General features: G+C 71.1%; 21 protein-coding genes. 14 read left to right on the forward strand and 7 right to left on the reverse strand.

Features of this window, described 5'->3' with window-relative positions:
* Position 1 precedes the first annotated feature (1 nt).
* The 4 genes from pstC to AB0M80_RS13360 all read right to left on the reverse strand — a co-directional run bounded on the left by pstC (position 2) and on the right by AB0M80_RS13360 (position 4,313).
* Positions 2-922 (reverse strand): phosphate ABC transporter permease subunit PstC, encoded by a 921-nt coding sequence (pstC, locus tag AB0M80_RS13345; RefSeq protein ID WP_364563664.1) that lies wholly within the window; start codon positions 920-922, stop codon positions 2-4.
* A gap of 197 nt (positions 923-1,119) precedes the next feature.
* Positions 1,120-2,250 (reverse strand): phosphate ABC transporter substrate-binding protein PstS, encoded by a 1,131-nt coding sequence (gene pstS / locus AB0M80_RS13350; protein ID WP_364563667.1) that lies wholly within the window; start codon positions 2,248-2,250, stop codon positions 1,120-1,122.
* 229 nt (positions 2,251-2,479) lie between these two features.
* Positions 2,480-3,385 (reverse strand): mycothiol synthase, encoded by a 906-nt coding sequence (mshD, locus tag AB0M80_RS13355; RefSeq protein ID WP_364563205.1) that lies wholly within the window; start codon positions 3,383-3,385, stop codon positions 2,480-2,482.
* 148 nt (positions 3,386-3,533) lie between these two features.
* Entirely contained in the window at positions 3,534-4,313 is a 780-nt protein-coding gene (locus AB0M80_RS13360) for a response regulator transcription factor (protein ID WP_364563208.1), read from the reverse strand.
* Between the two features lie 152 nt (positions 4,314-4,465).
* Between AB0M80_RS13360 and AB0M80_RS13365 the strand changes: the two genes are divergently transcribed.
* The 9 genes from AB0M80_RS13365 to AB0M80_RS13405 all read left to right on the forward strand — a co-directional run bounded on the left by AB0M80_RS13365 (position 4,466) and on the right by AB0M80_RS13405 (position 10,502).
* The gene (locus AB0M80_RS13365) at positions 4,466-5,365 is read left to right on the forward strand and encodes a DUF2993 domain-containing protein (protein ID WP_364563211.1); all 900 of its coding nucleotides are present in this window, start codon (positions 4,466-4,468) and stop codon (positions 5,363-5,365) included.
* Between the two features lie 10 nt (positions 5,366-5,375).
* The gene (locus AB0M80_RS13370; protein WP_364563214.1) at positions 5,376-5,801 is read left to right on the forward strand and encodes a thioredoxin family protein; all 426 of its coding nucleotides are present in this window, start codon (positions 5,376-5,378) and stop codon (positions 5,799-5,801) included.
* Between the two features lie 264 nt (positions 5,802-6,065).
* A complete protein-coding gene (locus AB0M80_RS13375) occupies positions 6,066-6,500 on the forward strand; it encodes a DUF4395 domain-containing protein (RefSeq protein WP_364563216.1) in 435 nt (144 codons plus the stop codon).
* 29 nt (positions 6,501-6,529) lie between these two features.
* Positions 6,530-7,366, forward strand: coding sequence for a sulfurtransferase (locus AB0M80_RS13380; RefSeq protein ID WP_364563218.1), 837 nt, complete (start codon positions 6,530-6,532; stop codon positions 7,364-7,366).
* Entirely contained in the window at positions 7,366-7,677 is a 312-nt protein-coding gene (locus AB0M80_RS13385) for a DUF1416 domain-containing protein (RefSeq protein WP_364563221.1), read from the forward strand. The genes AB0M80_RS13380 and AB0M80_RS13385 overlap by 1 nt, the downstream gene beginning before the upstream one ends.
* A gap of 240 nt (positions 7,678-7,917) precedes the next feature.
* Positions 7,918-8,532, forward strand: coding sequence for an FABP family protein (locus tag AB0M80_RS13390; RefSeq protein WP_364563224.1), 615 nt, complete (start codon positions 7,918-7,920; stop codon positions 8,530-8,532).
* Between the two features lie 4 nt (positions 8,533-8,536).
* Entirely contained in the window at positions 8,537-9,133 is a 597-nt protein-coding gene (locus tag AB0M80_RS13395; protein ID WP_364563227.1) for an allophanate hydrolase subunit 1, read from the forward strand.
* Positions 9,130-9,978, forward strand: coding sequence for a biotin-dependent carboxyltransferase family protein (locus AB0M80_RS13400; RefSeq protein ID WP_364563230.1), 849 nt, complete (start codon positions 9,130-9,132; stop codon positions 9,976-9,978). The genes AB0M80_RS13395 and AB0M80_RS13400 overlap by 4 nt, the downstream gene beginning before the upstream one ends.
* Positions 9,979-10,076: 98 nt before the next feature.
* Entirely contained in the window at positions 10,077-10,502 is a 426-nt protein-coding gene (locus tag AB0M80_RS13405; RefSeq protein ID WP_364563233.1) for a hypothetical protein, read from the forward strand.
* Here AB0M80_RS13405 and AB0M80_RS13410 read toward each other — a convergent pair.
* Entirely contained in the window at positions 10,481-11,329 is an 849-nt protein-coding gene (locus tag AB0M80_RS13410) for an aminodeoxychorismate lyase (protein ID WP_364563236.1), read from the reverse strand. The genes AB0M80_RS13405 and AB0M80_RS13410 overlap by 22 nt on opposite strands.
* Positions 11,330-11,360: 31 nt before the next feature.
* Between AB0M80_RS13410 and AB0M80_RS13415 the strand changes: the two genes are divergently transcribed.
* Genes AB0M80_RS13415 through AB0M80_RS13425 form a run of 3 tightly spaced genes read left to right on the forward strand, consistent with a single transcriptional unit; the run spans position 11,361 to position 14,036 of the window.
* Positions 11,361-12,491 (forward strand): folate-binding protein, encoded by a 1,131-nt coding sequence (locus AB0M80_RS13415; protein ID WP_364563239.1) that lies wholly within the window; start codon positions 11,361-11,363, stop codon positions 12,489-12,491.
* 49 nt (positions 12,492-12,540) lie between these two features.
* Positions 12,541-13,104 carry an aerial mycelium formation protein gene (locus AB0M80_RS13420; RefSeq protein ID WP_364563242.1) on the forward strand — a complete coding sequence of 188 codons (564 nt, stop codon included), beginning with the start codon at positions 12,541-12,543 and terminating at the stop codon, positions 13,102-13,104.
* Positions 13,101-14,036, forward strand: a complete 936-nt coding sequence (locus AB0M80_RS13425) for an asparaginase (RefSeq protein ID WP_364563245.1) — start codon at positions 13,101-13,103, stop codon at positions 14,034-14,036. Before AB0M80_RS13420 ends, AB0M80_RS13425 begins: the two co-directional genes overlap by 4 nt.
* A gap of 203 nt (positions 14,037-14,239) precedes the next feature.
* Here AB0M80_RS13425 and AB0M80_RS13430 read toward each other — a convergent pair whose 3' ends face one another.
* Positions 14,240-15,136 (reverse strand): hypothetical protein, encoded by an 897-nt coding sequence (locus tag AB0M80_RS13430; RefSeq protein WP_364563247.1) that lies wholly within the window; start codon positions 15,134-15,136, stop codon positions 14,240-14,242.
* Positions 15,137-15,343: 207 nt separating this feature from the next.
* Between AB0M80_RS13430 and AB0M80_RS13435 the strand changes: the two genes are divergently transcribed.
* The gene (locus AB0M80_RS13435) at positions 15,344-15,532 is read left to right on the forward strand and encodes a DUF3073 domain-containing protein (protein ID WP_364563250.1); all 189 of its coding nucleotides are present in this window, start codon (positions 15,344-15,346) and stop codon (positions 15,530-15,532) included.
* A gap of 135 nt (positions 15,533-15,667) precedes the next feature.
* Positions 15,668-16,522 (forward strand): 3-hydroxybutyryl-CoA dehydrogenase, encoded by an 855-nt coding sequence (locus tag AB0M80_RS13440; protein ID WP_364563252.1) that lies wholly within the window; start codon positions 15,668-15,670, stop codon positions 16,520-16,522.
* On the opposite strand, the gene AB0M80_RS13445 is transcribed toward AB0M80_RS13440, so the two are convergent.
* Entirely contained in the window at positions 16,513-17,340 is an 828-nt protein-coding gene (locus AB0M80_RS13445; protein ID WP_364563255.1) for an ECF transporter S component, read from the reverse strand. The genes AB0M80_RS13440 and AB0M80_RS13445 overlap by 10 nt on opposite strands.
* Between the last annotated feature and the right edge of the window lie 180 nt (positions 17,341-17,520).

Here is a 17,520-nt window from a genome sequence, read left to right on the forward strand (position 1 = left end):
CTCAGTCCCCCTTCTTGCCGATGACGGACCGCGCGGCGAAGTTCACCACGAAGGTGAGCACGAACAGCACCAGGCCGGCCGCGATGTACGCGCCCGCCGAGACCTCGTTGTTGAACTCGCTGTAGTTCGCGGCGATCTTCGACGCGAAGGTGGCGCCACCGTCGAAGAGGCTCCAGTCGAAGTTCTTGCCCTGCGGGATCAGCAGGATGACGGCCAGCGCGATCGTCTCGCCCAGCGCGCGGCCGAGGCCGAGCATGGACGCGCCGACGTACCCGGCCTTGCCGAACGGCAGCACGGTGGTGCGGATGACTTCCCAGCGCGTGGCGCCGAGCGCGAGCGCGCCCTCGATGTGCGGGGTCGGCGTCCGCTCGAACACCTCGCGCGAGAGCGAGGTGATGATCGGCAGGATCATCACGGCCAGGACGATGCCGGCGGTGAAGATCGTGCCGCGCACGCTCGGCGCGACGTTGCCGGGCGCGAGCAGCGGGAACCACGAGAACGCGTCGTTGATCCACTGCGCGAACGGCTCGATCGCCGGGGCGAACACCAGGATGCCCCAGAGGCCGAAGATGATCGACGGCACCGCGGCGAGCAGGTCGATGACGTAGGCGAACGGGCGCGCGAGGCGCGGCGGCGCGTACTGGGTCAGGAACAGCGCGATGCCCAGCGACACCGGCATCGCGATGATCAGGGCCACGAGCGACGTCGCCACCGTCACCTCGAGCAGGTCGAGGATGCCGAAGGACATGTTCGCGGGGTCGCTGGTCGACCAGCCGTGGTTGGTCAGGAAGTTGACCTTGTCGGCTTTCAGCGCCGGGATGGCCTGGATGAGCAGGAAGAGCCCGATCAGGCCGATCAGGCCGACGACGAAGATCCCGGCCCCGGTGGTCAGGTTCTCGAAGATGCGGTCACCGGGCCGCACCTTCTTCGGCTTCTCGCTCGGGGGCGGCTCGGGCGCCGCCGTCGAGGTGGGTTGCTCCGAAATCGGGTCCTCCGGGGGCGTGAGTGCGGACGACGAACGCCCACCGGGGTCGCCGGTGGGCGTTCGCGTCGAGGGTGACTCGCTCATCAGTTACTTCCGACCAGCCTCTATCACTCGTCGATCAGTCGCAACGCCGGTCAGGAGATCGCCTTGACCGCGGTCAGGACCTTGGTCTGCAGCGACTGCGGGATCGGCACGTAACCCTTCGCGGACAGCGGCTTCTGACCTTCGGTCGCGGCCACCGTCAGGAACGCCTTGACGGCCTTGGCAACGTCCGGGTTCGCGTACTTCGAGCAGACGATCTCGTAGGTCGTCAGCAGCAGCGGGTAGGCACCCGGGGTGTTGCCGGCGTAGATGCCGTTGAGGTCGAGCGCGAGGTCGTTGGTGCCGTCCTTGAGGAACTTGGCCGCGTCGAGGGACTTCGCCACGTTCTCCGAGGTCAGCTCGACGCCGCCGGAGCCGCTGTCGATCAGGGCCGGGGTCAGGCCCTCCTTGGCGAACGCGCCCTCGACGTAGGTGATGCCGCCGTCGGAGGCCTTCACCGCGGTCGCGACGCCGTTGGAGCCCTGCGCACCGTTGCCGACGCCACCGTTGAACTTCTTGCCGGCACCCTTGGTCCAGTCCGCCTTCGCGGCCGCCGCCAGGTACTTCTGGAAGTTGTCGGTGGTGCCCGACTCGTCGGAGCGGGAGACGACCTGGATGGCCTTGTCCGGCAGGTTCAGGCTCTCGTTGCCCTTGACCGCCTTGATGGCCGGGTCGTTCCACTTGGTGATGGCACCGCTGAAGATCTTGGCGGTGACCGACGGGGACAGCGTCAGCTTGTCCACGCCGGACAGCTTGTAGGCGACCGCGATCGGGCCGACGACGAGCGGGATGTTCCAGGCGTCGCTGGCGCAGCGGGCCTTGGCGGCGGCCGCGTCGGCGTCCTTGATCGGCGAGTCCGAGCCGCCGAAGTCGATCTGGTTGGCGTTGAACTGCTTGACGCCCGCGCCCGAACCGCTCGGGTTGTAGTTGACCTGCTGGCCCGAGCACTTCTTGCCGTACTGCTGCGTGAAGATGTCGATCGCGTTCTTCTGCGCCGACGAGCCTTCCGCGGACAGCGGGCTCTTGCCGCCGCACTCCACGTCGGCGGTGCCGGTCGCGGCGGGCGCCGAAGCCGAGTTCGAGCCGCTGCTGTTGGACGCCGCGGGGTCGGTGCCACAGGCGGCGAGCACCAGAGCGGCGCTCGCCACGATGCCGACCGCGCTCAGGGGCCGCATGATCTTCACTGCTGTTTCCTCCATCAGGAGCTTCGCCGGTTCGGTCGCGGCGGAGGTCGCCGTGCCCGGATCCGGACATTAGGCAGCGCTGATGGACGGTCGGCCGGGATCACATGAACGCAAAGTGAACAAGGCGCCCGATGTGAGGAGTGCTACTCCGTCGCAAGGGCGCCGTGTCCGGGCCGTGACCTGCGTGTTTGCCGTCAGTGACGACGTGCTCGCACGGCGTCGACCGTGCTCACCGACCGTACTGGACGTCGGTTTCGTGACGCGTGAACCCGAGCTTGGTGTAGACCGCCAGCGCCGGCGCGTTGTCGCCCTCGACGTACAGGATGATCTGCCGCAGCCCGCGGCCCGCGAGGTACCGCAGCCCGGCGAGCGTGAGCGCCCGGCCGAGGCCGCCGCCCTGCGCAGCCGGGTCGACGCCGACGACGTAGACCTCGCCGACGCGCTCGCCGCCGAACCGGCCCGGGGCCGGCTCGTGGACCTTCGTCCAGTGGAACCCGATCACCTCGCCGTCTTCTTCGGCGAGAAAGAAGCCGTCCGCGTCGAACCACGGCCGCCGCTCGTCGGCGCGGACGTCTTCGACGGTCAAGGCGCCCTGCTCGGGGTGCCAGTCGAAGGCCCGCGCGTTGACCCGGACGACGGCGTCCTCGTCTTGCCCCGGCACGAACGTCCGCAGCGAGACGCCGTCGCGCAGCACCGGCTCCGGCCAGTCCGCGTTTTCGACGGCCACGTGCAGGATCAGCAGCTCGCGCTTGCGCTCCAGGCCGCTCTTCCGGGCCAGGCGCCGCGCGCCGGGGTGGTCACCGTGCGCCCAGACGCGGAACCCGACCGCGGCACGCTCGTCGAGCGCCTGAAGCAGCTTCGCGCCGTACCCGCGGTTGCGGTGGGCGGGGTGCACGAACAGCTCGGCGACCTGGTGCCCGAACGAGTTACCGGTGGTGTTGAGGTGGGCGTAGCCGACGACGTCGTCCTCGACGCAGGCGACGAGGTGCTCACCGCCGTCGAACTCGCCGGGCAACGGCCCCGCGGGCTCGACCTCGGGCCGCCCGTCCGCTTCGCGCACGGCCAGCAGCAGCCGCCGCACGTCCTCGAGCTGCTGTTCGTCCAGTTCCTGGCGCCACTCGCCGTCTCCGCTCACCCTGCGACCGTACCCGCGCCGGACGCAACGCGACGGCTGTGCGGGACGTCTTCCGTGCGCGGAAGGGGGATCAGTGGGCGAGTTCGGGAGTACTGATCCGGCCAAAAGCAGGCCGACCCCCACACGGCACGTAACCGTGGCTAGGAAGTCATTCGGCCGTGACTGTGGTCGGATTGGTACTGATCAGCACAGTGTCGGCGGGGGCCTCGGCGGCGGCCTGCGCGGGCACGCCCGGACGCGACGCACCGCTCTTGGCCGGCCGCTCGAACTTGTAGCCGACGTTGCGGACGGTCCCGATCATCTGCTCGTGCTCGGGGCCGAGCTTGGCGCGCAGCCGCCGGACGTGCACGTCGACCGTGCGGGTGCCGCCGAAGAAGTCGTAGCCCCACACCTCCTGCAGCAGCTGGGCCCGGGTGAACACCCGGCCCGCGTGCTGCGCGAGGTACTTGAGCAGCTCGAACTCCTTGTAGGTGAGCTCGAGGGTGCGCTTGCGGAGGCGGGCGGTGTAGGTCGCCTCGTCGATCACCAGCTCGCCGACCCGCAGCTCGGCGTCGACCTGCGCGGAACCGCCGTCGCGGGTGGTGACCAGCCGCAGCCGGGCGTCGACCTCGGCCGGGCCCGCGGTGGGGAGCAGGATGTCGTCGGTGCGCCATTCGGCGCTGACCGCGACCAGGCCGCCTTCGCCGACGACCGCGATGATCGGGGTGGCCGCCTCGTCCTCGCCGGTGCCCTTGAGCAGCCGGCAGAGGCTCTTCGCCGAGGCCAGGTCGCTGCGGGCGTCGAGGAGGATCACGTCGCGGTGGCCCGCGTCGAGCAGGGCCGTCACCTCGGGAGCGCGGACGCGTACGGTGTGCGGCAGCAGGTCCAGCGCGGGAAGCACCGAGGTGGCGTCGGCCTCCGCAGTCAGTACCAGAAGGTCCAGGCTCATCAGCCGCACCGCCTTCTCGAGTCGTCGCCGCACAGCGGCTTTGGTCGGTGCTAAGTGAGAATAGCGGCTGAACGGCCGGGCACCTAACCCTTGCTGGATCGATCACACCTGGAGGAATCCGGGTGTCCCCGACGAACAGGAGTACGGACGCGATGGTGAGCAGGCCCGTGACCCGGGACGACCGACCCGCACCGAGGCCGGACGCACGACGCCGCGGGCGCCGCGCCCGGCGCTGGGTGATCGCGCTGGTCGTCCTGGTGCTGCTGCTGGTCGGCGCCGATTTCGGGGCCGCCGCGTACGCCGAGCACATGATCTCGCAGAAGACGCGCACGCAGCTGCAGCTGAGCGACGACCCGTCGGTGACGATCCACGGCTTCCCGTTCCTCACGCAGGCCCTCGGCGGTGACTACCGTCACATCAGCGTGTCCGCCGCCGGCATCCCGGTCGCCGGCAAGCTGCAGGACGTCGCGGTGAACGCCGAGCTGGAGAACGTCACGGCGCCGCTGTCGGACCTCACCGCGGGCAACACGAAGGCGATCACCATCGGCGAGCTGACCGGCTCGGTCACCATCAAGGCCGCCGACCTGGCCCGCCTCTCGCCGCTCGACAAGATCAAGGACCTGCGGATCGAGCCGTCGACCACCGAGTACGTCCAAAACGGCGACAGCGGGCAGAGCGAGCCGACGCCGACCACGACGAAGACCACCGAGGGTCAGCCCGAGCAGGACGAGTCGAGCACCGGTGTCCGCATTTCGGGACACCTTCAGTTCGCGGGCAAGGATCTGGAAATCTTCTGCTTCGCGATGATCGAGGCCGACGCGGCCAAGGGCACGATCAACTTCCTGCCCAAGCGTCTGCAGTTCGGGAACGACCAGGAGACCACCGTCGTCCCCGCGGCGGTGCAGAAGGTGCTGATGCCGAACTTCAACGCGTCGATCAGCACGAAGGACCTGCCGCTGTCGGTCACCCCGACCGGCGTGCAGGTGCACAGCGGATCGGTGACGATCAAGGGCAAGGCGGCGAACGTGTCCTTCGCGGACCTGAGCAAGTAGGGAGCGGCCGGTGACGGGGCTGTGGGTGCTCGTGGCGACGCTGGTGGCCGCCGGGGCCGTCGGCGTGCTGCTTCGAGTGCGCAACGGACGCGTACGTGCCGCGAAACCCGTGCGTGAGCTGCCCGCCCCCGTCACCGCCGCGCTCGACCCGGCGTCGGCGGTGACGCTGGTCCAGATCTCCACCACCTTCTGCGCGCCCTGCCGGCACGCGAAAGCCGTGCTCGCGCCGCTGGCCGCGCGGACCGACGGCCTGCACCACGTCGAGCTCGACGTGACGGACCGGCCGGAGGTCGCGCAGTCGCTGTCCGTGCTGCGGACGCCGACCACGATCGCGCTGACCCCGGACGGCCGGGAGCTCCTGCGCGTCGGCGGCGTCCCCAAGGGCCCGGAACTGCTGGACGCCCTGCGGCCGTATCTCACGACTCGGACGCCCTGACCAGGGCGTTGTCCCAGAAAACGGGAATCGTCCCAAGGTATGAACGTGGTTCCCACTCTGAGGGAGCTCTGGGTACCCTCGCACCCGTGACCGGGCTGACCACCTTCTTGACGCAGCGACGCGCAGTCGACCTCTGCCGCGTCCGCAGCAGCCTGTGTCGCGCTCGCTCCGACCGGCGCTGAACGACGCCCGGTCCCCGCCAGCCCCGAAGCCGCTGAAGCGTGCCGTTCGCACGTACCCGCTGGAGCTCCACCTGGAGGAACGATGTCCGCCGGACCGGCCGTCGACCCGCGAGGCCCGCGGTTCGCCGCCATCCTGACCACGATCGTGCTCGCGGTCGTGCTGGTCACCGAGTGGTGGCCGCTGCTGGCGGTCCAGACCGTCGTGTTCGCGATCGGCGCGTTCGTAGGGCTGAAGCCGGCGCCTTACTCGATCGTGTACCGCGCGCTCGTGGCCCCGCGCCTCGGCCCGACCGACCAGCGGGAGGACGCGGCACCGCTGCGGTTCGCCCAGGCCGTCGGGTTCGTGTTCGCCCTGGTCGGCACGATCGGGTTCGCTCTGGGAATCGACCCGCTCGGCATCGTCGCGACGGCGTTCGCGCTGTTCGCCGCCTTCCTCAACGCGGCCTTCAACTTCTGCCTGGGCTGCGAAGTGTTCTTGCTGATCAAACGCTTCAGCCCCACCCGCGCTTCTTCTTGAGAACCAACCCCAGAAAGAGAGTCCAGTTCATGAGCCGTGAAGACGTCCTGGTCACCACCCAGTGGGCCGAAGAGAACCTGGACACCCCCGGCGTCGTGTTCGCCGAGGTCGACGAGGACACCACCGCCTACGACGCCGGCCACATCCGGGGCGCGGTGAAGTTCGACTGGCGGAACGACCTGCAGGACGGGGTGCGCCGCGACTTCGTCTCCAAGGAGGGCTTCGAGAAGCTCCTCTCGGAGAAGGGCATCTCCAACGACGACCTCGTGATCCTCTACGGCGGCAACAACAACTGGTTCGCCGCGTACGCGTACTGGTACTTCAAGCTGTACGGCCACGAGAAGGTCAAGCTGCTCGACGGCGGCCGCAAGAAGTGGGAGCTCGACGGCCGTGAGCTGAACTCCGACGAGGTCAAGCGCGACCGCACCGAGTACCGGGCGCAGGACCAGGACCTGTCCCTGCGCGCGTTCCGCGACGAGGTCGTCCAGTCGATCGGGTCGAAGAACTTCGTCGACGTGCGCTCGCCCGACGAGTTCTCCGGCAAGCTGCTCGCCCCGGCGCACCTGCCGCAGGAGCAGTCCCAGGTGCCCGGCCACATCCCCGGCGCGCTGAACGTGCCGTGGGCGAAGGTCGCCAACGAAGACGGCACCTTCAAGACCGAAGACGAGATCCGGGAGCTCTACAAGGACGAGGGCATCGACGAGGGCAAGGGCACCATCGCCTACTGCCGCATCGGCGAGCGCTCCTCGATCGCGTGGTTCGCGCTCCACGAGCTGCTGGGCTACCAGGACGTGAAGAACTACGACGGTTCATGGACGGAATACGGCTCGCTCGTGGGCGTGCCGGTCGAGTTGGGAGCCAAGTGATGGCGGTTGACGACAGCTGCGGCGCACCGGTCCAGGAGGCCACGCCGGCGGACTTCGACACGCGCGGGCAGGTTGTGCTCGCCGGCAAGGTGACCGGCGCGGACGGGCCGGTCGGCGGCGCGTTCGTCCGGCTGCTGGACGGCGGCGGCGACTTCACCGGCGAGGTCGTTTCGTCGGCCGACGGCGACTTCCGCTTCTACGCGGCGCCGGGCGAGTGGACGGTCCGCGCCCTCCACCGCACCGGCAACGGCGAAGCTTCGGTCACGGCCGAGGGCCCCGGCCTGCACCAGCTGGCCATCTCGGTCGCCTGAGCCCCCAGCCGTGAATGCCACCTTCAGGGACGTTGAGTCCGTGAAGGTGGCATTCACGGTTTTCCGGCCGGGTGACCGTGCTCACCGCGGCGACCCTGCGCCGGGCCACCCGAGGGGCAGCGGACTATTCTGCGAGGCGTGGAAGCCATCTTTACGACTCTGCTGGTCCTCGCCGGCATCGCGATCACCTGGTTCGCCGTGTACGTCGTCTACCGGCTGTACGCGGACCAGCGCTGACCCATGACCGCCAGCGGCGACGAAGCCATCGTGGCAGCGGAGAGGCGTGCGGAGAGCACTCGCGCGCGCAACCTCCCGCTGTGGGACGACCTGCCCATCCCCAACGACACCGCGAACCTGCGCGAGGGGCCGAACCTCAACGACGCCTGCCTCGCGCTGCTGCCGCTCGTCGGCGTCTGGCGCGGTGAAGGCGAGGTCGACTATCCGACCATCGACGGCCCGCGCAAGTTCGCGCAGCAGCTGACGATCTCGCACGACGGCCGCCCGTTCCTCGTCCACGAGGCCCGCGCGTGGCTGCTGGACGACGAGGGCAACGTCATCCGCCCCGCCGCCCGCGAGTCCGGGTTCTGGCGGCCGCAGCCGGACGACACGATCGAGCTGCTGCTCACGCACAACACCGGCATCGTCGAGCTGTACTACGGCAAGCCGCGCAACCAGACGTCGTGGGAGCTCGGCACCGACGCGGTGATCCGCACGGCCACGGCCAAGGACGTCACCGCGGCCCAGCGCCTGTACGGCCTGATCGAAGGGTCGCTCGGCTACGTCGAGGAGCGGGCGATGGCGGGCCAGGAGATGCAGCCGCACACCTCGGCCCTGCTGCACCGCGTCGTCGGCTGACGCGGTGCGCTGGCGGCGGTGTGGCGAGGACGCCGCCCTGCTCGACTGCGACTCGCTCGACCAGATGCGGGCGGCGCACGCGACCGTGCTCGCCGCCCGTCCGGAAGGTGTGGTCGACCTCGTGCCCGGCGCCCGCAGTCTGCTCGTCGTCGGGGGCGTGGCCGCCGTGCGAGCGGTGCTGGACGACGCCGACCTCACCCACCCGCCTGCGGGCGAGCCCCGCGAAGTGACGCTCGACGTCCGCTACGACGGCGAAGACCTGTCCCTCGTCGCTTCGGATGCCGGGCTGTCCGCGGAAGCCGTCGTCTCACTGCACACCGGGGCGGTCTACACGGTGGCCTTCACCGGGTTCGCGCCCGGCTTCGGCTACCTGACCGGGCTTCCGGAGCCGTTGCGGCAACCACGGCTGGCCTCCCCGCGGACCCGCGTCCCGGCCGGGTCGGTGGGGCTGGCGGGCGAGTTCACCGGCGTCTACCCGCGCGAGTCGCCGGGTGGCTGGCGGCTGCTCGGGCACACGACGGCGACGCTGTTCGACCCGCACGCGGATCCGCCCGCGCTGTTCGCGCCGGGCGACCGCGTCCGGTTCCGGAGCGTCGGATGAGGGCACTCGAGGTGCTCGATCCGGGGCGGTACGCGCTGGTGGAGGACCTGGGGCGGCCCGGTTACGCCCACCTCGGCGTCGCGCCTTCGGGGGCACTCGACGCGGCGTCGCTGCGGCTGGCGAACCGCCTGGCCGGCAACGACGAAGCCGCGGCGGGTATCGAAGCCCTGCTCGGTGGTTTGGCGGTGCGTTTCACGGCGGCGGCGACGGCCGCGGTGACCGGGCCGTCGGTCCCGGTCACCGTCGACGGCCGGTCCGTCGGCTCCCACGCGCCGGTGCCGGTGCGAGCCGGGCAGACGCTGTCCGTCGGCACCCCGGCCGCCGGGCTGCGCTGCTACCTCGCCGTGTCCGGCGGCATCGCCGTCGAACCGGTGCTGGGCAGCCGGTCGCGGGACGTCCTGTCCGGCATCGGCCCGGCGCCGTTGCGGGTGGGCGACGTGCTCCCGCTCGGCGCTCCGGCGGGGATCCCGGCGGGCGCGGACGTCGTCCTCCCCGCCGCCGCCCCGGCGGACCTGGTGGTCCCGGTGACCCTCGGCCCCCGAGACGACTGGCTCGACGACCCGGCGCGCGGTCTTTCGGCGTGGTGGACGGTGACGGCCGAGTCGAACCGCGTCGGCCTCCGCCTCGACGGGACGCCGTTGCACCGGTCCACCGACCGCGAGCTGCCCAGCGAAGGTGTCGTCACCGGCGCGATCCAGGTGCCGCCGAGCGGGCTGCCGGTGGTGTTCCTCGCCGACCACCCGACCACCGGCGGCTATCCCGTCGCGGCCGTCGTGCGGACGGCCGCGTTGAGCGCGCTCGCGCAGGCACGGCCGGGTACCCGAATCCGGTTCCGGCCGTCCTGAGCAAGGCGTACCCCCACGCGGGTGAGACCCCGATCACGCCCTGCACCCGTCCGGGTAGGGCCTGGAACCATGTCGCGCCGTCGCCCGTCCTGATAGGCGTGGAACAGGTGACGATCAGCGGTGGCACGGGTTTCCTCGACGTGAACACGCGAGCGCGGGCCGAACTGCCGCAGTCGCTGCGGATCGCCTTGGCCACCGGGCAGCTGCGCCGTCCCCTGGCCACCACGCTCGGGCCGGTCCTCGACCTGCTCGTCGACGGCGACTACCGGGTGAGCGGCCCGGAACGGCTGCCGGACGAGCGGGAACTCACCCCGACCGACGCCTGGCCGCCGTCGGACGAGTCCCGCGTCGGCTACTACCGGACCGCCATCCGCACCGGGCACCGGCCGGTCGCGGTGGTGCTGGCCGACGGCGAACGCGAGCTGATCATCGACGGCCACCACAAGATCGCCGCCTACCGCGCCGAAGAGGTCGCCCCCGCCGTCGTCCGGATCAGCCAGCGTCAGGCGTATTCGCCTTCGTAGGCCCCGACCAGCTCGGCGTACACCGCCGAGGAGTCCGGCAGCCGCTCGCCGTCCAGCGTGTGCACCCGGGTCAGCTTGCGCACGCTCGACGCCATGAAGACGCCGTCGCCCTCGACGAGGTCGCGGACGGTCAGCGGCTCCACCTTGACCGCCCAGCCCGCCTTCTCGGCGCCGCGGAACAGCGCGGCCTGGGTAGTGCCCGGCAGGATGCCGATGCCCGGCGGCGGCGTGTAGAGCGTCCGCCCCTTCGCGAGCACCACGGTCGACGTCGGGCCTTCGAACACCGAACCGTCGGCGGCGGTGAAAATCACATCTTCGGCGCCGCGACGGCGTGCCTCGCGCAGCGCGGCCATGTTCACGCCGTAGGACAGCGGCTTCGCGCCGAGCAGCAGCCACGGCGCGCGCTCGGCGAGGTCCGGCGGGAAACCGCGTTCGAGGGTGATCGCGGCGACGCCTTCGGCGCGGGCTTTGAGGATGGTCGGCGCGACCTCCGAACCGAGCGCGAAGGCGGTCGGCACCGCGGCCGGATCGCCGTCGGATCCCCTGGTGTACAACAGTTTCAGCACCATTTCGGCGCTGCCGGCCCACCTTTCGAGCACCTGCGAAACGACCCGTTCCCAGGCCGCGAGGTCGGGTTCGGGCAGGTCGAGCATGGCCGCCGAGCGGGCCAGCCGCTCCAGGTGCGGACGCAGCTCACGGGGCCGGCCGTCGACGACGAGGATCGTCTCGAAGACGCCGTCGCCGCGCATCAGCCCGAGGTCGTCGACCTTGATCTGGGCCACTTCCGGGTCGGCCGGGGTTCCGTCGAGGAAGACGAGCACGCGCATGCCGACACGGTACTCACCTAGGCTGGGCGGTATGCCGTACCGCTCGCCGCTGCTGGACGTGCCCGGATCGATCCCTCCGCCCGACGACCACCCCGAAGCCGGTGTCCCCTGGCACTGGGGAGACCCGTTCGCGGAGCAGCGCACGGCCTCGCGAAGCGTCGTCGTGATCGACCGTTCGCACCGCGAATTCCTCGCCGTCACCGGCGAAGACCGGCTGTCGTGGCTGCACCTGGTCATCTCGCAGCACGTGACCGGGCTGGCCGAGGGTTCCGGCACCGAGGCGCTCGTCCTCGACAGCCAGGGCCGCGTCGAGACGCACATGGTGGTGGCCCACCTCGACGGCACGGTGTACCTCGACACCGACGCGGGCCCGAGCGTGACCAGCGCGCTGCCCAAGGGCGGCCCCCAGACGCTGCGCGAGTACCTCGAGGCGATGAAGTTCTGGTCCAAGGTGGACATCCGCGACGCGACCGGCGAGCTCGCGCTGCTCACCGTGCTCGGCCCGGACGCCGAGCGCGTGCTGAGCGCGGCCGGCGCCGAGGTCGGCCCGGAACCCTACGCCGTGGCGGCGCTGCCGGGTGGCGGCTTCGCGCGGCGGATGCCGTGGCCCGGCCGGTCCAGCGTGGACCTGGCGGTGCCGCGCGACGCGCTGGCGGACTGGTGGAAGCGGCTCACCGACGCGGGCGCCCGCGCGGCGGGCAGCTGGGTGTTCGACGCTTTGCGCGTCGAGTCGGTGCGGCCGCGGCTGGGCGTCGACACCGACGAGCGCACGATCCCGCACGAAGTGGGCTGGGTCGGCTCGGCCGCGCACGTCGCGAAGGGCTGCTACCGCGGCCAGGAAACCGTGTCGAAAGTCCACAACGTGGGACGACCACCGCGGAACCTGCTCCTGCTGCACCTCGACGGCTCGCCCGAGATCACCCCGGAGACCGGCGACCCGGTGCTGCTGGACGGCCGGACGGTCGGCCGGATCGGCACCGTGATCCAGCACCACGAGCTCGGCCCGATCGCGTTGGCCCTGGTCAAGCGGTCGACGCCGGTGGGTGCGGAGCTGCTGGCGGGCGCCGAGGACAACCTCGTCCAGGCGGCGATCGATCCCGACTCCGTGCCTTCGGAGCAGCCCGCACCGGGGCGGGCGGCCGCGGCGCAACTTCGTGGCTGAACGAAAGCCCCTGACAGCGAGATCACGCTCAACCGGGATAAACTGCGCTGTGATCGAAGTGCGGCCCGGCGGCAGGCGGCGGATCGACCGCGTGCTCGGCCCGGGGTACCTCAGCGGCCTGGGTGATCTGCCGCTGAAGGTGCTGCGCGAGCGGCGCGACGAAGCCGCGCAGGAAGAGACCGATCTGTCCTACCTGCGCCGTCTCCTGCACGCCCGGATCGACATCGTGCGCGCGGAGCAGGCGCGGCGCAGCTCCGGCGGGGAAGCCAGCATCGTCGACCAGCTGGCCACGATCCTGGCCGACAACGCGCTGGGCCCGGCGGCGGGTTCGGGACGGCACCAGCAGCTGGAGCCGTCGCGGGCCGGCGAGCACCGGCGGCACGCCGAGGCCCTGATCGGTGACACCGACCTGACCGACGTCGGGTCGCTGTCGGACGAGAAGCTGGCCTCCGCTTTGGACACCTACGCGCGCGAAGAGCTGTCGGTGTCGTCCTTCCGCCGCGAGGTCCAGGGCGTGATGGACACGCTCAACGCGGAGATCGCGAAGCGCTACCAGCAGGGTTCGGCCACTGTGGACGAGCTGCTGGAGAACGAAGGCGGCCGCGCCGAGTGACCGACCCCGTCCTCGCCGAAGTCGTCCGATCCGGTTTCGTCGAAAGCGTCCACCGCGGCGCGCTGGTGATCACCGGCCCCGAAGGCGACGCCCGCCTGGCCCTCGGCGACGTGGTGTCCCCGGTCTTCCCGCGTTCGTCGAACAAACCGCTGCAGGCGGTCGGCATGCTGCGCGCGGGGCTGGGCTTCACCGGCGAGGACCTGGCGCTGGCGTGCGCGTCGCATTCGGGCGAGCCCGGGCACGTCAAGCGAGTGCTGGAGCTGCTCGAGGCGGCCGGCCTGCACGAAGACCACCTGGCCTGCCCGCCCGACTTCCCGCTCCACGTGCCGAGCATGCGCGACGCCGCCGAGCCGCGGCGGGTGACGATGAACTGCTCGGGCAAGCACACGGCGATGCTCACGACGTGTGTCCGGGTGGGCTGGCCGGTGTCCGGCTACGAAAAGCCGGAGCACCCGCTGCAGCAGGCGATCGCCACGGCGGTGGCGGAGCTGACCGGCGAGCCGATCGCCCACACGGGAGTGGACGGTTGCGGCGCACCCCTCTTCGCGTTCTCCCTGACGGCGCTGGCCCGCGCGTTCGGCCGCATCGCTCGCGCGGCGGAAGGCCCGGCGCAGGCGGTCGCTTCGGCGATGCGAACCCACCCGTGGCTGGTCGCGGGGACGGGACGCGAGGACACCGAGCTGATGTCCGCTGTGGAGGGTCTGATCGCGAAGGCCGGCGCGGAAGGGGTCCAGGCGTTCGCGCTGCCGGACGGCTTCGCGGTGGCGATGAAGGTGGACGACGGCGCGAAGCGGGCCTGCGCACCGCTGGCGGTGGAAGCGCTGCGGTACCTGGGCGCGGACGTGTCCGGCCTGGCGGAGCTGGCCCGCCCGGCGGTGTTCGGCGGCGGGCGTCCGGTGGGCGAAATCCGGGTCCCGCACCTGCGCGGCTGATTCCGCGCGGCCCCTGCGTGGCTGATCCCGCGCGGCCCCTGCGCAGCTGATCCCGCGCGGCCCCTGCGCAGCTGATCCCGCGCGGCCCCTGCGTGGCTGATCCCGCGCGGCCCCTGCGCAGCTGATCCTGCGCGGCCTGAGGTGCCGAAACTCCAGGTCCGGCCGGTGCACCCACCTGCACCTCTGACCGCGCTGGTCGCGGCTCAGTTGGCGCGTTCGCGGGCGGCCACGTCGCCCCAGAACTCCCGGAGGTCGGAGAACAGCTCGGCCAGCTCCTCGACGTTGCCCGAGCGCAGTGCGTCCAGGATGTCGTGCACCTCGTCGGCGGTGTTGTCGGCTTCCAGCACCGGGTCCGTGAACAGCTGCACCAGGCCGCCGTAGTCGAGCTCGACCACCGAGTCCGCGTGGAAGTTGTCCAGCCACCGCCGCGTCTCGAACAGCACGCGGCCCGGCCCGGAGTCGCCGAAGGTCTGCTCCAGCAGCTCGCCGGCCTCGCGTGCCCGGTGCTGCGCGTCGGCGAGGGTGGCCCGCCAGGACAGCTCGCGGCGCGGGTCGGCGCGGCCGCTGCCGAGCACCAGCCGTCGCTCGTCCGGCTCGATCAGCACGAACCACGGCAGCGGGACGGTCCAGGTGGTCGACAACGTGTGCGCCGCCGACGTGCTGAGGTCCGCCATCGCCGACTTGGTCCGGGCGCGGATCGTCTCCTGGGTGAAGCCGCCCTCGCCGAGGACGACGTTCTTCAGCGCCGGGTGCGCGTCACCGAGGAAGGTGACCAGCGCGGCGGCCGAACGGGCCCGTAGCTCGAGCGGGCAGACCAGCGGGCCGTGCTCGGCCTTGCCGCCCGGGACCTCTTCGGGGTCGAGCACCAGGACGTCGGTCAGCAGGCTCGGCGCGGGACGGCCGTCGGCGAGCTCGGCCGGCAGCAGCCGCCGTGGCGCGGCCACCTGTGACTTGAGCCACATGGCCTGCTCGCGCGTCCCTGCGTCCGTCCGCTGCAGCTTGGCCGCCGCGACGGCCGCCCGCAGCCGTTCGTCCGGCGGCTCGCCCAGGGCGAGCAGGGGTTCGTACACCCGCAGGTAAGCCACGAAGGGACGGAGCACGGATAGATCGTGGCACGTCTACCTGCACGGATCGCCACCGACCGGCCGGTAACCGGTGTTCGGCGGACACTGTCACCACCGGCACACCGTGCCACGTCGCATCGAACCCCCCGGACACGGTACGGTGTGAGCAGGAAAGAATTGTCGAGACGATGCGGGGCCGCCGATTCCCCCGGCCGCCCCGCCCCTGTGCGAGGGGGTCGAGCCATGGGGCGCGGCCGGGCTAAGGCCAAGCAGACGAAGGTGGCGCGTGAGCTCAAGTACAGCTCGCACGAGACTGACTTCGATGCTTTGCAGCGCGAGCTGTCGAGTAACTCCTCCAGTAGTCATTACGAGGAGTCCGACAGCGATGATCAAGACCCGTACGACGACGGGTACGGCGAGTACCGTCGTTGAGCACGCGTAGACGCGCGAGGGTGGAGCCGGAACACATCCGGTAACCGCCCTCGCGCGTCGCGTGCTGCCCAAGTGCTGTCCACAGTGTTGACCAAAAAGCACGTCGGGCCTGCGAAGCGATGAAGGAGTGAGCCGGTGGTAAGTCGGGTTGGAGTCGTCGGGGCGGGCCTGATGGGGTCCGGCATCGCCGAGGTGCACGCGCGGTCCGGATTGGACGTCGTGGTCACCGAGGTGAACCAGCCGGCGCTCGACGCGGGCAAGGCGCGCATCGAGAAGTCGCTGCAACGCGGCCTCAAGAACGGCAAGCTGACCGCCGAGGACGTCGACGCGGCGCTCGGCAGGCTCCGGTTCACCACCGACATCGCCGAGTTCGCCGACCGCGAACTGGTCATCGAGGCGATCCTCGAGCAGGAACAGGCGAAGGTCGAGGTCTTCCGCCAGCTGGACAAGATCGTCGAGGCGGAGGACGCGCTGTTCGCGTCCAACACGTCGTCGATCCCGATCATGAAGCTGGGCATGGCGACGAGCCGGCCGCAGCAGGTGGTCGGCATCCACTTCTTCAACCCGGTGCCGGTGCTGCCGCTGGTCGAGCTGGTGCCCTCGCTGCTGACCAGCGAGGAAACCGCCCGCCGCGCGGAGGAGCACGCGACGACGGCGCTGGGCAAGACCGTGATCCGCTCGCAGGACCGTGCCGGGTTCATCGTGAACTCGCTGCTGGTGCCGTACCTGCTTTCGGCGATCCGGATGATCGAGTCGGGCTTCGCCTCGGCCGAGGACATCGACCGCGGCATGGAGCTGGGCACCGCCCACCCGATGGGTCCGCTGCGGCTGTCCGACCTGATCGGGCTGGACACCATCAAGGCCATCGCGGACTCGATGTACGCGGAGTTCAAGGAGCCGCTGTACTCGTCGCCGCCGCTGCTGCTGCGCATGGTGGACGCGGGCCTGCTCGGCAAGAAGACGGGCCGCGGCTTCTACTCCTACAGCTGACTCTTCTCGAACGTGACGGGCGCGTCGAAGGCCGCCCGTCGCGAGGCGCGCCGCAACACCGCCAGGACGCCGGGTCCCAGCAGGACGATCGCGGCAGCGTTGGTGACGGCGCGCCCGGTGTCCCAGCCGAGGGTCGACGTCAGGACGGTGTACACCGCGAACCGGTGCAGGTTGTCGGCCAGCGGCGCGCCGGGCACGAAGCCGAGCTGCGTGGAGTCGCCGGCGAGGAACGGCCACGACCACAGGCTCATGAGCAGCCCGAAGAAGTAGGCCGCGAAGACGCCGTACGCGACGAGCAGGGCAATCTCCGCTTTGCCACGCGGTTTCCGCGGTAGCAGCCCGGCACCCAGCCCGATCAGCGACGACGCGAGCATCTGGAACGGCAGCCACGGCCCGACGCCGGCGGTGAGCAGGGCGCTCGTGAACAGCGAAGTCGAGCCGAGCACGAAGCCGAACCCCGGCCCGAACACCCGCCCGGCGAGCACGAGCAGGAAGAACACCAGCTCGATCCCCCCGGTCCCGGCCCCGAGCGGCCGCAGGCCGGCGTTGACGGCCGAGAGGACGCCGAGCAGCGCGAGCGCCTTGGCGTCGATGCCACCGCGGGACAGTTCGGCGAGCACGACCAGGATGAGGACCGGCAGGGTCGCCATGAACACGAACGGGGCATCCAAGGCGTGCGCGGCCCCGCCCGGCCGGGGGTGCGCGAAGAGGGGCCAGCAGAACATGGCCAGCCCGAGGAGGCTGGCGACGCCGAGGACCAGCGCGGGCCGGAGGGTCAGGCGGACGACGCGGGGCGGTGGGCCGAGGAAGTCGGTCATGCCGGGACCTCAGCCGCTGCGCCCGTGCCGACGGCTGACGCTCGCCGAGCTGGGCCGGGGTGCCGCGCCACCAGCGGCCGCGGGAGAGCGCCGACCAGCGGAAACCCGCGGCGTGCGGCGAGGCAGCCGGTCATGCCGGAACCTCCGCCGCCGCGCGGGCGCCGACAGCCGACGCTCGCC

The sequence above is a fragment of the Amycolatopsis sp. NPDC051045 genome (assembly GCF_040682955.1).
GTDB lineage: Bacteria > Actinomycetota > Actinomycetes > Mycobacteriales > Pseudonocardiaceae > Amycolatopsis.

Bases quoted from the DNA above. Each gene is read 5' to 3' on its own strand.
- AB0M80_RS13435 (WP_364563250.1), top strand. From the start codon at position 15,344: ATGGGGCGCGGCCGGGCTAAGGCCAAGCAGACGAAGGTGGCGCGTGAG.
- AB0M80_RS13365 (WP_364563211.1), top strand. From the start codon at position 4,466: ATGGTGAGCAGGCCCGTGACCCGGGACGACCGACCCGCACCGAGGCCG.
- AB0M80_RS13400 (WP_364563230.1), top strand. From the start codon at position 9,130: ATGAGGGCACTCGAGGTGCTCGATCCGGGGCGGTACGCGCTGGTGGAG.
- AB0M80_RS13385 (WP_364563221.1), top strand. From the start codon at position 7,366: ATGGCGGTTGACGACAGCTGCGGCGCACCGGTCCAGGAGGCCACGCCG.
- AB0M80_RS13360 (WP_364563208.1), bottom strand. From the start codon at position 4,313: ATGAGCCTGGACCTTCTGGTACTGACTGCGGAGGCCGACGCCACCTCG.
- AB0M80_RS13380 (WP_364563218.1), top strand. From the start codon at position 6,530: ATGAGCCGTGAAGACGTCCTGGTCACCACCCAGTGGGCCGAAGAGAAC.
- AB0M80_RS13390 (WP_364563224.1), top strand. From the start codon at position 7,918: ATGACCGCCAGCGGCGACGAAGCCATCGTGGCAGCGGAGAGGCGTGCG.
- AB0M80_RS13415 (WP_364563239.1), top strand. From the start codon at position 11,361: ATGCCGTACCGCTCGCCGCTGCTGGACGTGCCCGGATCGATCCCTCCG.
- AB0M80_RS13445 (WP_364563255.1), bottom strand. From the start codon at position 17,340: ATGACCGACTTCCTCGGCCCACCGCCCCGCGTCGTCCGCCTGACCCTC.
- AB0M80_RS13375 (WP_364563216.1), top strand. From the start codon at position 6,066: ATGTCCGCCGGACCGGCCGTCGACCCGCGAGGCCCGCGGTTCGCCGCC.
- AB0M80_RS13410 (WP_364563236.1), bottom strand. From the start codon at position 11,329: ATGCGCGTGCTCGTCTTCCTCGACGGAACCCCGGCCGACCCGGAAGTG.